Origin of the sequence: Thalassospira sp. MCCC 1A03138 (genome assembly GCF_002115785.1) — a bacterium.
Lineage (GTDB): Bacteria > Pseudomonadota > Alphaproteobacteria > Rhodospirillales > Thalassospiraceae > Thalassospira.
In genome coordinates this window covers 68,833-83,820 of the sequence record NZ_JFJY01000002.1, presented here as the reverse complement: position 1 = coordinate 83,820, position 14,988 = coordinate 68,833, and the positions used below count along the sequence as shown (strand labels likewise).

General features: G+C 53.5%; 16 protein-coding genes. 8 read left to right on the top strand and 8 right to left on the bottom strand.

The window, feature by feature from the left end:
* Window positions 1-243: 243 nt before the first annotated feature.
* Together TH468_RS05210 and TH468_RS05205 are read right to left on the bottom strand one after the other, a co-directional pair.
* Complete coding sequence (locus TH468_RS05210; protein WP_007088785.1) at window positions 244-591, bottom strand: MarR family winged helix-turn-helix transcriptional regulator; 348 nt, start codon at window positions 589-591, stop codon at window positions 244-246.
* A 94-nt stretch (window positions 592-685) separates the two neighbouring features.
* Complete coding sequence (locus tag TH468_RS05205) at window positions 686-2,086, bottom strand: M17 family metallopeptidase (RefSeq protein WP_085642540.1); 1,401 nt, start codon at window positions 2,084-2,086, stop codon at window positions 686-688.
* Between the two features lie 300 nt (window positions 2,087-2,386).
* On the opposite strand from TH468_RS05205, the gene TH468_RS05200 reads away from it, so the two are divergent.
* The 3 genes from TH468_RS05200 (at window position 2,387) to TH468_RS05190 (ending at window position 4,087) form a co-directional block, all read left to right on the top strand.
* Entirely contained in the window at window positions 2,387-3,052 is a 666-nt protein-coding gene (locus TH468_RS05200; RefSeq protein WP_085642539.1) for a glutathione S-transferase family protein, read from the top strand.
* A gap of 27 nt (window positions 3,053-3,079) precedes the next feature.
* The gene (locus TH468_RS05195; RefSeq protein ID WP_085642538.1) at window positions 3,080-3,715 is read left to right on the top strand and encodes a uracil-DNA glycosylase family protein; all 636 of its coding nucleotides are present in this window, start codon (window positions 3,080-3,082) and stop codon (window positions 3,713-3,715) included.
* Window positions 3,716-3,796: 81 nt separating this feature from the next.
* On the top strand, window positions 3,797-4,087 hold the full coding sequence (locus TH468_RS05190; protein WP_007088789.1) for a 4a-hydroxytetrahydrobiopterin dehydratase: 291 nt from the start codon (window positions 3,797-3,799) through the stop codon (window positions 4,085-4,087).
* Window positions 4,088-4,206: 119 nt separating this feature from the next.
* On the opposite strand, the gene TH468_RS05185 is transcribed toward TH468_RS05190, so the two are convergent.
* From TH468_RS05185 to TH468_RS05170, 4 genes are all read right to left on the bottom strand, one after another.
* Window positions 4,207-4,968: an SDR family NAD(P)-dependent oxidoreductase gene (locus tag TH468_RS05185; protein ID WP_085642537.1), complete on the bottom strand. Its 762-nt coding sequence runs from the start codon at window positions 4,966-4,968 to the stop codon at window positions 4,207-4,209.
* 165 nt (window positions 4,969-5,133) lie between these two features.
* Window positions 5,134-6,006: a DMT family transporter gene (locus TH468_RS05180; protein WP_085642536.1), complete on the bottom strand. Its 873-nt coding sequence runs from the start codon at window positions 6,004-6,006 to the stop codon at window positions 5,134-5,136.
* On the bottom strand, window positions 6,003-6,980 hold the full coding sequence (locus TH468_RS05175) for a DMT family transporter (RefSeq protein ID WP_085642535.1): 978 nt from the start codon (window positions 6,978-6,980) through the stop codon (window positions 6,003-6,005). Before TH468_RS05175 ends, TH468_RS05180 begins: the two co-directional genes overlap by 4 nt.
* On the bottom strand, window positions 6,973-8,001 hold the full coding sequence (locus tag TH468_RS05170) for a DMT family transporter (protein WP_246832218.1): 1,029 nt from the start codon (window positions 7,999-8,001) through the stop codon (window positions 6,973-6,975). The genes TH468_RS05175 and TH468_RS05170 overlap by 8 nt, the downstream gene beginning before the upstream one ends.
* Window positions 8,002-8,156: 155 nt before the next feature.
* Between TH468_RS05170 and TH468_RS05165 the strand changes: the two genes are divergently transcribed.
* The 5 genes from TH468_RS05165 (at window position 8,157) to TH468_RS05145 (ending at window position 13,103) form a co-directional block, all read left to right on the top strand.
* Entirely contained in the window at window positions 8,157-8,621 is a 465-nt protein-coding gene (locus tag TH468_RS05165) for an Lrp/AsnC family transcriptional regulator (protein WP_007088794.1), read from the top strand.
* 236 nt (window positions 8,622-8,857) lie between these two features.
* Window positions 8,858-10,816 (top strand): potassium/proton antiporter, encoded by a 1,959-nt coding sequence (locus TH468_RS05160; protein ID WP_085642533.1) that lies wholly within the window; start codon window positions 8,858-8,860, stop codon window positions 10,814-10,816.
* Window positions 10,817-10,929: 113 nt separating this feature from the next.
* Complete coding sequence (locus TH468_RS05155; RefSeq protein WP_085642532.1) at window positions 10,930-11,889, top strand: DMT family transporter; 960 nt, start codon at window positions 10,930-10,932, stop codon at window positions 11,887-11,889.
* A gap of 48 nt (window positions 11,890-11,937) precedes the next feature.
* The gene (locus tag TH468_RS05150) at window positions 11,938-12,438 is read left to right on the top strand and encodes a DinB family protein (RefSeq protein ID WP_085642531.1); all 501 of its coding nucleotides are present in this window, start codon (window positions 11,938-11,940) and stop codon (window positions 12,436-12,438) included.
* Entirely contained in the window at window positions 12,438-13,103 is a 666-nt protein-coding gene (locus TH468_RS05145; RefSeq protein WP_085642530.1) for a LysE family translocator, read from the top strand. The genes TH468_RS05150 and TH468_RS05145 overlap by 1 nt, the downstream gene beginning before the upstream one ends.
* A gap of 195 nt (window positions 13,104-13,298) precedes the next feature.
* Here the strand turns inward: TH468_RS05145 and TH468_RS05140 are convergent, their stop codons facing one another.
* On the bottom strand, window positions 13,299-13,679 hold the full coding sequence (locus tag TH468_RS05140; protein WP_085642529.1) for a nuclear transport factor 2 family protein: 381 nt from the start codon (window positions 13,677-13,679) through the stop codon (window positions 13,299-13,301).
* Between the two features lie 38 nt (window positions 13,680-13,717).
* Window positions 13,718-14,947 (bottom strand): sodium:proton antiporter, encoded by a 1,230-nt coding sequence (locus TH468_RS05135; protein WP_085642528.1) that lies wholly within the window; start codon window positions 14,945-14,947, stop codon window positions 13,718-13,720.
* Window positions 14,948-14,988 lie beyond the last annotated feature (41 nt).

The window sequence follows — 14,988 nt, the reverse complement described above, 5'->3', positions numbered from 1 at the left end:
TTCTGATATTAAACACTTAAAATATATTCTGTTTGATGAAATACAGAAGATTCGAACAAACCAACTGGTCTGTTTGATGTCTATTCTTACGTATGAGAAGGGAGGGTGTTAGATTTAGGGCAGATTTTCTGTCCCATTTCCCGAACTTTGGTATTCAAACCAGTTATTGGCGATTGAATATCAATTCAATTTCGCCTGACCTACTGTCACGAAACCGGAACGCCATCGGATCAAGAAATCGATCTATTCGGTTTTCTTCCCCGCGGACACGATAATATCGCCAAATTCGCGCAGGAAGACAGAGCCCTTCACAGTACGCTGAATCAGAACGGAGCGACGATCATCTTCGTCGACCTTGCGTTTGACCATGCCAAGTGAACTGAGGCGGTCAAGCGCACGTGTAATCGCCGGTTTGGAGATATTCAGGGCGTCGGAAAGGCCCCGAACGGTATGCGGGGCCGGGGTCAGATAAACAGTCAGCATCAGGGCCATCTGGCGAGCCGATAGGTCGGGAGAGTCCCGACGCACGCTTTCAACAATCGCGATACGCCATAGGTCAAGCGCCTGAGACGGTTTGATCTCGATCGACATGCCTGTGCCCAACAATTAATTTGTTACGAATACGTAACCTGTCTACCTGACCCCTGCGCGGATGTCAAAGGTCTAATTGGGAAAATCGAAATGTTTACTTTTCGTAACGATCCGCAATAAGCTTGAAAGCGGCCCGAATTCCTTGGGCTTCGCCGCCTTCGGGACGTCCGGGACGTGCCGAAGGATTCCACGCCATCAGGTCGATATGGGCCCAGGCTTTTGCACCTTCTGCGAAGCGATCAAGGAACAGAGCCGCAATGATCGCACCGCCATAGGGCGAACCGGAAATGTTGTTCATGTCGGCTGCCTTGCTATCGAGCATCGGACTATAATCATCCCACAGCGGCAAGCGCCACATCGGATCATTCAGCGCCAGACCATTTTCCAGAAGGCCATTGGCAAGGTCGTCATTGTTGGAAAACAGTGCCGGCAGGCCAAGTCCCAGTGCAACACGTGCAGCCCCGGTCAGAGTTGCGAAATCAAGCAGGATTTCGGGATCCTCGGCCGCGGCTTCGGTCAGGGCATCGGAAAGAACCAGGCGACCCTCGGCATCGGTATTGCCAACTTCGACGGTGATGCCCTTCCTGGTCTGAAGGATGTCGCTTGGCCGGTATGCCTTGCCCGAAACCATGTTTTCAACAGCCGGGATCAGAACACGCAGGCGCACCGGAAGACCCGATGCCATGATCATACGGGCCAGACCAAGAACCTGTGCCGATCCCCCCATATCCTTTTTCATCAGAAGCATGTTGGTTGACGGTTTGAGGTCATAGCCGCCGGTGTCAAAGCAGACACCCTTGCCAACCAGTGTGACCTTGGGCGCGTTTTCATTACCCCAATGAAGATCAATCAGGCGGGGGGCACGATCGCTGCCTTTGCCAACCGTGTAGATCGCCGGGAAATTGCGTTTGTTCAGGTCTTCGCCAATGATGCTCGTCACCTTTGCGCCAAACTCCTCGCCAAGGCGACGTGCGGCGGCCTCGAGTTCTTCCGGCCCCATATCATTGGCCGGAATGTTGATCAGGTCGCGTGCAAGTCCGATACCACGCGCGATATTTTCAGCACGTTTGGTCGCATCGTTTGACGGAATGGCAAATAGCGCACGTTTCGCGGTGCTGGCTTCTGATTTGCGGTAGCGATCAAAACGATACCCGCCAAGGTAAAGACCAAGAACGGCCTTTTCGCATATGACTTCATTTTTTGTAACATCATCTGTCAGGATATATTCACCCGCGGGCAGTGCAGTCGGAAGTCCCGCAAAATCCCATTGGGTTTTGGCATCGTCGACATAGCTGATCACGATGGTCTGATAGGTACCCGCGTCACCGGCAAGGGCAAGATGGGTGCCGCGTTTGCCGTCATAGCCGGACGAGGCAATCCATGCCTGATGAGCATCGGACTGTTTGCCGAGCCATTTTTTGAAATCGGATTCTTGAACTGCCGTGATGCAGACCGGGTTGGAGGGCTTTTCAGACGAGATAATGTGATCGAACAATTTGATACTTCCCTTGTGGTGACGTGTTGGCAAGAGTGGTGGGGCTGCTATCGCGAGATATGAATTCGATCTTACGGATGCCACCGTCAATCGGCAATCTCCCAAAAGAAAACCCCGCATCTGGAAATGTAATTCAGGATGTGCAGGGTGACAGCGACATTGATTGCCAGACCTTGAAGGATCATTTGCCGGATCGCCAAATTCGAACATGGCCCGGCGACTGAACGGCCTTGAACCGGGTTTTGAATAACCCGATAGTGTTGGCCGTCTGCTTTTGGTTTGAATGAAGGATACCTTCCCATGGAAACGCGCCCCATTCTGTATATCGGTAATAAAAACTATTCTTCGTGGTCGCTTCGCGCGTGGCTGGGCCTGCGTGTGGCGGGGATCGATTTCGAGGAAAAGCTGATCCCGCTTTATACCGAAGAATGGCATGCCAAAGCCGAAGTCTTTTCGCCGAGCAAAAAGGTCCCCGCACTTTTTGATGGCCGGAAAACCATCTGGGAAGCGTTGAGTATTCTGGAATATTTTGCCGACAGTCGACCTGATGCGATGTTGTGGCCGCTTGATCTTGATGTGAGGGCGATTGCGCGGTCTGTATCGCTTGAAATGCATGGTGGGTTTGGTGCGATCCGTAGCAACATGCCGATGAACTTACGCAAAACATTGCCCGGGCGTGGCCGAAGCGAGATCGTCGAAAAAGAAATCGCGCGCATCTGCGAGATTTTCAAAACATGCCGCACGCAGTTTGGTCAGGGGGGAGACTTCCTTTTTGGGCATTTTTCGATTGCAGACGCGATGTTTACGCCGGTGGTGACCCGGTTCAAAACTTATGACGTGTCGCTTGATCCCATCGGTAATGCCTATATGGAAGCCATTCTTGGATTGCCTGAAATGGTGGAATGGTATCGCGACGCCATGGCCGAGGAATGGGTTGTTGCCGGTGGCGAACTTCCCGACGCATAGTTCGATACCCCAAAACAGGAGCATGCAATGGCCGGATTAACCGGCAAGCTTCCCGAAATCGATCCGCCGGGTGGTGACCCCGCACTTGACGATCTTTTGGTCAATGCCCGGGCCTGTCGGATATGCGAAAGTGCATTGCCCCTGGGCCCCAGACCTGTCGTGCGGATGGCGGCGGGTGCCAAAATCCTTGTGATCGGGCAGGCACCGGGGACGAAGGTGCATGAAACCGGGCTGCCGTGGAATGATGCATCGGGGGACCGGTTGCGCGATTGGCTGCAAATGCCGGTTGAGGATTTCTATGATCCGGGCAAGCTTGCCATCATGCCGATGGGATTTTGTTATCCCGGCCGGTTTGAACGTGGTGGCGATTTGCCACCGCGCCCCGAATGTGCACCGACATGGCATGATGCATTGCTAAAACATTTGCCCGATGTGGGATTAACACTTCTGATCGGGCAGTATGCGCAGGAACGTTATCTTGGCCCGCGCCGGGCAAAAAGCATGACCGAAACGGTACATCTATTTGCCGAGTATTTGCCAGACGGGTTACTGCCGATGCCGCATCCAAGCTGGCGCAATACCGGCTGGATCAAAAAGAACCCGTGGTTTGAAAGTGACCTTTTACCGGTGTTGCGTGAACGTGTGCATTGCCTTTTGAAATAGGGACTGCTTTGCGCCGTTCAATATTTGGCAAGTTTCCGGTGTCATGGTCAAATGGGATCAAGCAAAAAGCAGGAGGTCACAATGAGCAAACTGGACAAAACCGCCATCGAAGCTGCGCTTGTTAAACTCGATGGCTGGAAACTGGCAGAAGACGGGTTATCAATCGGCAAGGTTTACATGTTCGGTGATTTCAATTCGGCATTTGGTTTCATGACGCGCATCGCGATACAGGCCGAAAAGATGGATCACCACCCGGAATGGTTCAATGTTTATAACAAGGTGGGGGTCACGCTGACAACTCACGACGCGGGTGGCGTGACGCAAAAAGACATCGATCTGGCGACTTTTGCCGAAACGGTTATCGCCCACTAGGTGCCGTTTCGGACGGTAGGGGCTGATCCTTGATCAAAGCTGGAAAATAAACGCCCTGCCATTGCGGGACTGGCAGGGCGTTTTTCGTGGCAGCGATTCCCGTTTGGGGGGGGGCTGGCTTATTTGGGCTCCAGCCTTACCGCGCCATCGATGCGGATCGTTTCGCCATTAATCATTTCATTTTCACATATATGCAGTGCCAATCGGCCATATTCCGCCGGATCGCCAAGGCGCTTGGGGAAGGGAATGTTGGCCGCAAGTGCCTGCTGCATGTCGTCGGGCAGGGCGGTGACCATGGGCGTGCCAAACATGCCCGGAGCAATCGAAACGACACGGATGCCGTGCCGGGCAAGTTCGCGCGCTGCTGGCAAGGTCATCGCGGCAACGCCGCCCTTGGATGCCGAATAAGCGGCCTGCCCGATCTGACCTTCGTAGGCGGCGATGGATGCGGTATTGACGATAACCCCGCGTTCACCACCTTTTGTCGGTTCATTGCGGCTCATGGCGGTTGCGGCAACGCGCATCATGTTGAATGTCCCGATCAGATTAACATTGATCACGCGCGCAAATGCATCAAGATCTGCCGGGCCTTCGCGACCAACAATGCGTTCGCCTTGCAGGATGCCTGCGCAATTGACCAAAATGGATGGAATGCCTTGGGTCTTGATAACGTCGGAAATCGCGTCTTCGACGCTTTTGGCGTTTGATACATCAACCTCGTAACCGATGCCGTCAAGTTCGGCTGCTGTTGCTTTGGCGCCTGCTTCATTCAGATCAAAGGCCGCAATCTTTGCCCCGGCGCCTGCAAGCACGCGCGCGGTAGCAGCACCCAAGCCCGATGCAGCCCCGGTGACAATGGCAATGGATCCCTTGACCTGCATGACATGAAATTCCCTGTTTTGATCCCGATAAACAAATAATAGGTAATTCTATACCAAATTATTTGTTTATCGGGCAAGGGCATTTGACCGTCTGAGTTCAGGGGGAAGAGTTTGGATGTTGCGGTGTGGGTGTGGTCCCGGCTGGCCGGGTGGCTTTCGAACTGTTCAGGCAATTTTGCGTTCGCGCAAGGCAACATAGACTGCCGCTGCGATAATCAGGGCACCACCGGGAAATATCCAGATGTCGGGGACTTCGCCAAACAGGATCAGGGCCAGAATGGCGATGATCGGCAGGCGCAAATAGGAAAATCCGACAAAGAAGCTGTAATCGGCAAGTTGCAGAGCTTTGACATTGCAAACCTGCATGACGTTCATCATCGCGGCCGCCAGCACCATCAGGCCAAGCACATGCCAGCTTGGCGTTTGCCAGACAAACAGTGCCGGAATTAAGGAAACTGGCGTTGTAATCAGCATCAGGTAAAACAGAAGGGCGGTGGTGCTTTCGGTGGCAACCAGTTGCTTGGTGATGAGCCCGGCACTCGCCATGCAGATGGCTGCGGCAATTGGCAGAAGGCTTGCCGGTTGCATGGCGGCCGTTCCGGGCTGAATGATCAACCCAACACCAATAAATCCGACAAAAACAGCAAGCCAACGGTGAATGCGGATGGTTTCGCGCAGGATCAGCGCGGCCAGAATGGTGCCAAATAACGGGACGGTAAAGTTAAGTGTCGTGGCCTCGGCCAGTGGCAGATAAAGCACCGCCAAGAACCACAAACACATTTCCGATGCCGACAGAATACCGCGTAATCCAAGAAGCGGCAGGCGTTTGGTGCGTAAGGGGGCAAATCCACCGCGCATAACTACTGGTGCGATCATCAGCAGTCCGAACAGAAATCGCAGGAATACAGCCTGATAGGGGTGGAGTTCCTTGGTGGCAAAACGAATTGTCAATGTGAAGCAGGCTGCAAGAATCGCTGCCGACAGGGCGTAAAAACTGGCCTGTACCGTAGCGGGTTGTTTTTTGAACCAGTTTTTCATCTGCGCTCTGGCCCATTAACATTTTGTCTATTATCGCGTGAGAGAGGCGGGTCAAGGTCAATTGCCGCGGCTGACGGGCCGCGATTGATCCGCCTTGCTTCTTTGGCGAGTTTGGCTTCGCGCCGTGCAATGAACAGTGCGGACCCGATGATCAAACCCGCACCAGGCAACAGCCAGATTTCCGGGACCTCACCGAACATGACCAAGGCGATGGCGACAACAAAGGGCAGGCGCAGATAGTTGAAGCCGACGACGAAACTGTAATCGTATATTCGAAAAGCATTGGTGTTACAAATCTGGGTGATGTTGGCGATAAACGCACCCAGTGCCATCAACCCAAGCGCCTTCAGGCTTGGTGTCTGCCAGACGAGAAGCGCGGGGATAAATGTCAGTGGCGTGGTCAACAGCATCATGTAAAGCACGATGGTTGTACTGTTTTCAGTTCTGGACAACGACTTGATCGTCAACCCTGCGCTGGCCATGCAAAGGGCGGCGGCAATTGGCAGAAGGCTCGCCAGTTGCATGGTTTCGCTGCCGGGGCGGATAATGATGACGACACCGATAAAGCCTGCCAGAAGGGCGGCTACGCGGTATTTTCGAACCGTTTCACCCAGAAATATTGCGGCAAGGACGGTACCAAACAGCGGGACGGTGAAGTTTAGCGTCGTTGCTTCGGCCAGCGGCATATAGGCAATGGCGGAGAACCAGAAGCTCATGGCCCCCATCGACAGCAAAGCGCGCAACAGAAACAGCGGCATCCGCTGGGTTTTCAGCTGTGCAAAACCGGACCGGAGCGCGATGGGAGCGATGAAAAGAAGCCCAAATAAGTTGCGAAAGAAAACAGCCTGCAGCGGGTCGATTTCACGGGTTGCTATGCGGACAATCACCGAAAACAGGGCGGCCATAAGCGATGCAATCACGGCGAAAACAGATGCCTGAAGATAGGGGGGCAGGCTGTTGAACCACTTACGCATCAATGCGTCCTGTTTTGTTTCCTGTATTGCTTTCGGGGGTGCCTTCCGGATCTTCGGGCGGGTTGATGGTTTTCGCCTTGGTGACCGGGATCGCCTGAGAATCCGCGGCTGCCGTTGTCGGCATACGACGGCGGCGTTTTTCGTTTTTGGCCAGAACAGCTTCGCGGCGCGCGATATAAAGGGTTGAGCCAATGATCAGCGACGCCCCGGCCCAGGTCCAGAAATCGACGGTTTCACCAAACATGATGAAGGCAAGGGCCGCGACAAATGGCAGACGCAGGAAATCGAAGGCCATAACATAGGATTGGTCGGCCGTGCGATTGGCGCGCACAAAAAGCTGTTGTCCCGCAGTCGCCAGAACGGCGATTGCAAGAAGTACCCCAACCTGTTCCCATGTCGGATTTTGCCAAAAGAAAAGGGCCGGGATCAGTGACAGGGGCGTCATGATCATGCCCATCCATGTGACGATGGCGTTGGCACTTTCACTGCGCGAGAGCATCTTGACCGTTGTTACGGCAAAGGCAGTAAACAGGGTCGCCAGAAGGGCAAGTATCGCACCTGTTTCAAGCGTTTGTCCGATCGGACGCACAATGATCATTGCGCCAATAAAGCCGAGTGCAACAGCCGTCCAGCGGCGCGCCCTGACGGTTTCATGAAGGATCAGGGCCGCAAGGATGGTGGTCAGGATCGGGACCGTGAAATTGATCGCGATCACCTGTGCCGCCGGGGCAATGGCAAGTGCCGAAAACAGGCATAGCATTCCGGCCAGTCCGATGACCGCCCGGATGAAATGCAATTTCAGTTTAAGCGTACGCAGACCAACCAACCGGTCGCGCAGCATCCAGGGGATCATTGGGATCAACCCGAACAGATTACGGAAAAAGGCGGCTTCAAACGGATGAACTTCGCGCGTGATATACCGGATAAGCACCGCCATTGCCGCAAAAAGGATTGCAGCACCGGTCATTAAAAGGGCGCCGCGAAGCGCATCGTCATCCGGAGAAACACGAAAAAGATGCATGATCATCAACGAATAAGGCCGATTTTATAAAAAATCCAGTCTTGATCAGCGAAATAGTCCCACCATTTGTTGATGGCGACCCGAAAGTTTCATGCCTACACAGTTTTCGTGTAAGATCGTCTGATATTGATAAAAATTCTTCAGGGGGATGTTTTATGGACGCCATTGATCGCAAGTTGATCGACATTTTGCAGGATGACGCGTCTTTGTCTTATTCGGCGCTGGGGACGAAGGTCGGCCTTTCTGTTTCGGCGGTGAATGACCGTGTGCGCAAATTGCGCGAGCAGGGGGTTATCAAGGCTTACCGCGTCGAAGTTGACGGCAATGCGATTGGTCGCGCGCTTACCGCAATGGTCTGGTTGCGCACCGACCCGGCCAAGGGAAACAAGAAACTGGTCAAGTCGCTGATCAAGGCGGACGAGGTTCTTGAATGTCATCACATGACCGGCCGATTTGATTTTCTGTTGAAATTGCGCCTGCGCGATACTTCTCATCTTGAAAGCTTTGTGACGGACACGATCAAGGAAGTCCCCGGCGTGGTCGAGGTTATTCCGGAAATTGCCCTGTCTACAGCCAAAGAAACCGGCTTTGTTCCGGCAATGCTTGATGGCGATAAATGATTGGCTGTGCTGAATTGTAACCGATGGAGAGAATTGATTTCATTTGCCTGATATTTGACCAAATATCGGGTAATCCTGCCGCAAGAATGCCGCCTTTGGGCGCTTTAAGCACATCATTGCAAGATGTGTTGCCGTAACGCATTTCAAACTTTCCTGTCTTAGAAAACATTCGACAGGAACCTGACGGGTTTTTCGACCTGTCTCACGATAATGACAAACAGGATGGAGACGCGAATATGATCGAATCGATGAATCTGGTGATCCTGATTGCATCGGTTCTGGTCGTTGTTGCGGTCTTTACCAGTCTGATCAGTTTCCGGGTTGGTGCACCCTTGTTGCTTGTTTTCCTGTTTGTCGGCCTTGGTGCTGGCGAGGACGGGATTGGAGGCATCAATTTCGATAATGCGCCGCTGGCTTATTTTATCGGGTCCATTGCGCTTGCGATGATCCTGTTTGATAGCGGATTTGAAACCCAGCTTCGAACCCTGAAGATTGCAGCCGCACCCTCGCTCGTACTGGCGACGGTCGGGGTCATGTTGACCACGTTTGTCGTTGGCGGGGTCACTTGGCTTGTGCTTGATGTGCCATGGCTGGTGGCCTTGTTGTTCGGGGCGATTGTCAGTTCGACGGATGCGGCGGCGGTGTTTTTCCTGCTGCGTGTTGGCGGGATCAATTTGCGCGATCGTACGCGCAGCACACTTGAAGTCGAGTCCGGCTCGAACGATCCCATGGCGGTGTTTCTGACCATTTCGCTGGTCGAACTGATCATGCAGGGCGGCGGGGATAATCTGGCACTGGAACTGCTTGAACGGTTTGTCCTGCAAATCGGACTTGGGGCTGTTCTGGGTCTGCTGGGTGGCATGGCCATTGTCCAGATGATCAACCGGGTCAAGCTTGAACCCGCACTTGTTCCGATTGTCACGCTTGCCTGCGCGCTTAGCCTTTTTGGCGCAACCAGTATCGTTGGTGGCAGCGGGTTTTTGGCAGTTTATGTCGCCGGTCTTTATGCCGGCAACAGTCAGATGCGCATGAGTGTCGGGGTGCGCCGGTTCCAGCACGTAACCACCTGGCTGGCGCAGATCGTGATGTTTGTCACCATGGGGTTGCTTGCAACACCGTCACAGTTTGGTGATGTGATCATTCCCGGGGTTATTCTGGCGCTTGTACTGGTGTTTGTCGCCCGCCCGGTTGCGGTATGGCTTTGCCTGATGTTCTTCAACTTCTCACGCAATGATACCGCCTTTATTTCATGGGTTGGTTTGCGCGGGGCGGTTTCCATCCTGCTTGCCATCGTGCCGATGGTAGAAGGTGTTGAATATGGCCAGCTTCTTTTCAACACGGCCTTTATTGTTGTGATCACGTCGCTGCTGTTGCAGGGGTGGACAATCCGGCTGATGGCGCGCTGGCTGGGCATTATGATTCCGCCGCGACACGGGCCGGTCGATCGTATCGACCTTGAACTGCCGGGCAACGCCAATCAGGAGATTGTCGTTTATCGCGTTCACAGCGAAAGCGCGGTGGCAACCGGGCAACGTATTCCGCGCTGGGCACGGCCGAGTCTGATTTTGCGTGATGGCAAATCGTTACGCCCACACAGTGCCGGGCGCATCGAAGGCGGTGATCAGGTTTATATCATTACCCCACCGCGCCATGTCGAACTGCTTGATCAGTTGTTCGCCGGTCCGGCCGAGGGGGCAAATGACGTCGACCTGTTTGGTGATTTCAGTTTCCCACCCGATACCCGTATTGCTGATCTTGCCCGTTTGTATGGCTTTGTGGTTGGGGGCGCGGACGAAGAAGCGACCGTTGCCGAAATCCTTGAACGCAACCTTTCGGGCGATATCGAACCTGGGGACCGGGTTGCCTATGGCATAGTCGAACTGATTGTTCGTAGGATTGATGATACGCACGAGATTGTCGAAGTTGGCATGGCGGTCGAACAGAAACCGGTCAAGCCCAAACGCCATCTGCCGATGTTCCATTCGCGCACAGAATTGCTGGCAATCTGGAAGGAATGGCAGCGTCGGCGCCTGCGCGAAAAAATGCGCAAGAAGCGTGGTGATGATGTTCTTGATACCGATGAGGCCAAAGAACCCGGAGATGACATGTCGGTTGTCGACGATGCCGCCAATGATGGCGAAAATGGTGATATCGGGCCGGTGCGGGCAGAATCGGGAAAAAGCGATAAATCTTAGAGATGGGGCGAAAATACCATTAGCATGACTAATGAATAGATGAGTTTTGCTGGTTTGTGTGTTTGGCAAAAACTGCCCTAAATACCGACGATTGATTTCGTTGGAGTGCCGTCATGGGCCCGCTTGGATTATATAGTGTTGTCGTTCTGATCTGGGGAAGCACCTGGATCGCAATCCAGTATCAGCTTTCGGTCGGACCGGAACTGGCTGTTGCCTACCGTTTTGTTCTGGCGGCAGTAATTTTGATGGCATGGTGTGTTATCCGCCGGTTGCCTATGCGCTATTCCCTGCGTGATCATGTGTTTATGGCGGTCCTTGGCATATGCCTGTTCTCGCTGAATTACGTACTGATTTACATCGCAAGTGCGCATTTGACGTCGGGTCTTCTGGCGGTGGTGTTTTCGACCATCGTAATCATGAATATGATTAATGGTGCACTCTTTTTCAGGCGACGCCCGGAAACCCGGACGTTGATCGGTGCGGCAATCGGGCTTGCCGGAATTTCGCTGGTGTTCGCGCGAGATCTGGCAACGTTTGATCTGGCAGCAGGTGGTAGCGTCGGTTTTCTGGTATCGCTTGCGGGTAGTTACATTGCGTCCCTTGGCAATATGACTTCGGCACGTAATCAGGCGCGCGGCATTCCGGTCCTTCAGGCGAATGCTTATGGCATGATGTATGGCTCGATCCTGTTGATCGGATACATCCTTGCTGCCGGTATTCCGTTTACCTTTGACACCAGCCCGTCTTTTATTACCGCACTGATTTACCTTTCCCTGTTTGGCTCGGTTCTGGCGTTTGGCTCCTATCTGACACTTTTGGGCAAGATCGGCCCGGATCGTGCGGCATACAGTTCCGTCATGTTTCCGGTAGTAGCGCTATTACTGTCGACCTGGTTTGAAGGGTTTGTCTGGGACAGCAATATCGTTCTAGGCGTTGGCCTGACTTTGCTGGGTAATATCGTGATCCTGACCAAACGGATGCCCAAACCGCCCGTCCTTGCCATGAACATAACAGCAGATGCGACAGGTGGTGCTAACCAGACGACAAGCCCCTGCAACGCAAAGGCCAGATAAAGTTTTTGAAGTGACGGGGGGAGGCGGAATCAAGATGGATGAAATATTATGAACGGAGTTGCCTACTTTCAACGCATGGCCAATTATAACGCGTGGGCGAACCGGCATATTCTGGACGCATGTTCGGGTCTTGAAGCGGGCGAACTTATCGCCCCGAGGGATGCTTTTTTCCCGTCGATCATCAAGACACTGAACCATCTTTTGGTAGCGGATCGTCTGTGGTTGGGGCGTCTGGTCGGGGTGCCTGAGCGTCTGGCGCTCGATACCGTGCTGCACGCCGGATTTTCAGAATTCCGAACCGCGCGTGAGGCACAGGATTCCAAAATCATCGCCTTTACCGAACAACTTGACGCGGACACATTGGCAAGTGATCTGTCCTATCAATCGATGCTGGCCGGGGCATATACACTGCCGCGCGAGATTGTCTTGGCGCATATGTTCAACCATCAAACACATCATCGTGGTCAGCTTCATTCCATGCTGATCGAGGCCGGTGCTAAATCACTTTCGATGGATCTGGTTTACTATTGCCTGGAGGTCGATGCGTGATGGCAGATCTTCTGATTCAGTACACGCCGTTTCTGGTTTCTGCCCTGTTGCTCAATATCTCGCCTGGGCCGGATCTGGCTTATATCAGTGCCCAGACCGCGATCCATGGTCGCAAGATCGGGGTATTTTCCAGTCTTGGCGTTTGTTCCGGTGCGTTTGTCCATGTGGTTGCCGCAGCCCTTGGGCTTTCGGCCATTCTGGCGACATCGGCACTGGCATTCTCGGTGGTGAAATGGGTTGGTGTGGCGTATCTGGTGTGGCTGGGGATCGGCGCCTTGCGCAGCAGTTTTGCCAAGCGTGGGCCGGATGATGCGTCATCTGAAATATCTGCGGTAAAGCGGCCTCCGATACCCACCATGACAGCGTTTCACGCATGGCGTCAGGGCGCGATGATCGATGTCCTTAATCCTAAGGTCGCGATTTTCTTTATGGCGTTTCTGCCCCAGTTTGTTAACCCCGCGGCGGGGGATGGTGCGATCCAGTTTCTGGTGCTTGGCACATTGGTCAATGTGATCGGCTTTTGTGTCGAGACGGTCGTGGTGTTTGCCATCGGATTTGCCGCGATCCGCCTTCGGGGTAACAGGTCGCTCGGTATCTGGCTGCAACGTTCTCTTGGCGGGATGTTTATCGCGTTGGGTGTCCGGCTGGCGCTGACCGAGCGGTGATTTATCGAATTCGTCACCCTTCGTTTCCAACCGGTTGGGAAGGATGACGATGCCGGGCCTTCGCATTCAGGCGCAAAGGTCCTTGGTCCGGATTGGTAGCCGGGCCCTCTGGATTTTGCACTCCATCCAGAGCTCTCTTAATGCAAACCAAGACTTGCGCCCGGCTGGGGATATCCTCAGGACCGGGCGTTTTTTTTAAGGTTGATGGTGTAGGCGTGGAGTACCGGTTTTAAACCATGCCTTTGCGATTTTGCCATTTTCGATCAAATACATGCAGATCACGTCGAGTTCGCCGGGGCCTTGATCAAAGGTACGCCGGACTGTTTCATAATCCACTACCATATTACCAACTGTGACACGTGAAAGCAGTTTTCCGAATAGATCGGGTTCTAGAAAACGTGTGATATGACGCGCACGTATTTCCTCCGCGCCATTGGCCAAGAGCGTGTCGGGGAAGGCGTAATATTGGCAATCATCGGCCCACCAGCGCATGAAGGCTTCGATGTCTCGTGCATTGTAGGCATCAAGTTGTCGTGCAACTGGGTGAGTGATTTCGGGGGCGGTATCATCGGACATGTCAGTTGCTCGCTATATGATGGCTTTGTATTGGACAATCAGTGGCGTCGGTGTTGCTTCTCTTGCAGATATCCGACCAGCAAGTTCGATAATGGTGCTGCCGACAGGCCATGAGCGATGACGCTGATTGTAACAATCATCACGGCAGCTGCGATCAAAGGATCATACCCCTTGGGGGCAATCATTGTGCTCATGATCAGCAGGTAAATAATCGATGCGATACCACGCGGACCAAACCAGCCGATATAGAGTTTTTCAGCTAGACTGTAGGGGCTGCCGATCATGCAAATCCACACGCAAAGCGGGCGCAGGATCGCGAGGCTGACAATCGAGAAGATCAGCATCTCCCATGTCCAAAGCTGATACACAGCCGGGATAACCACCAGACCGAAAATGAAGAAGGTCAGCATGGTAAGTAGTTCTGATTCTGCTTCGCCAAAGCTTTCGATGGTTTCGCGGACCTGTTCTGACGAGATGTTAAGAGCAAGGCCACCTGCGAAGGCCGCAACGAAGCCATTTCCGCCAAGTTTTTCGCTGAGGAAAAAGATGAACAGCGCAGCGAGCACGCCGAGCAACCTTTCGAAGCGGTTGATAATGGTGTTGGTTGTGACCGCGTGATTGACGATCTGGCCGATGACATATCCGGCCAGAAGCCCGACCCCGGCGCCGACGGAAATTTCAATCGCCGCCTCTGTCAGCCAATTGTTGCTGCTTTCGCCAACAAGGTCGGCCTCGAGCAATACGACCGCAGTGAATACCGGCAAAACCAGCCCGTCATTCAGGCCACTTTCGATATTGATGCCCTGCCTGACTGGATCGGGAACCGACTTGTTTTCCAATACGGGGCGGCCAAGAGCGGCATCCGTTGGGCTGACAATCAGAGCAAGGATCAGTGCCGGAAGAACTCCGATCGATGGATGAAGACCAATGATAAAGGCCCATGTTACGCCGATGGTCAGAGGCAACCCGATCAGAAGCAAACGGTTGGCAAGCCGTATCGCAGGTTTTTCCTTGCGATAGTCTAGGACCGCGGCGTCAAGGAACAGAATGATCGCCAACGTCATTTCGGAAAACCCGGTGGCGAAATGGATGCGATCAGCAAATGGGGCCAGTGGTGGCTCATGCCATATGCCTAATGGCAACGCGATCAACGCACCCGTTAGAACCATCATCATCGGCGAGGATATGTTACGCCGCTGCAATCTACGTGATTGTAAACCGTAAAGCAGTCCCGTTCCGAGAAACAGGATGATGACCCATTCGAACATGATGCAGCCTAACTGATTGGTTCATGGGATATATTGCCGCA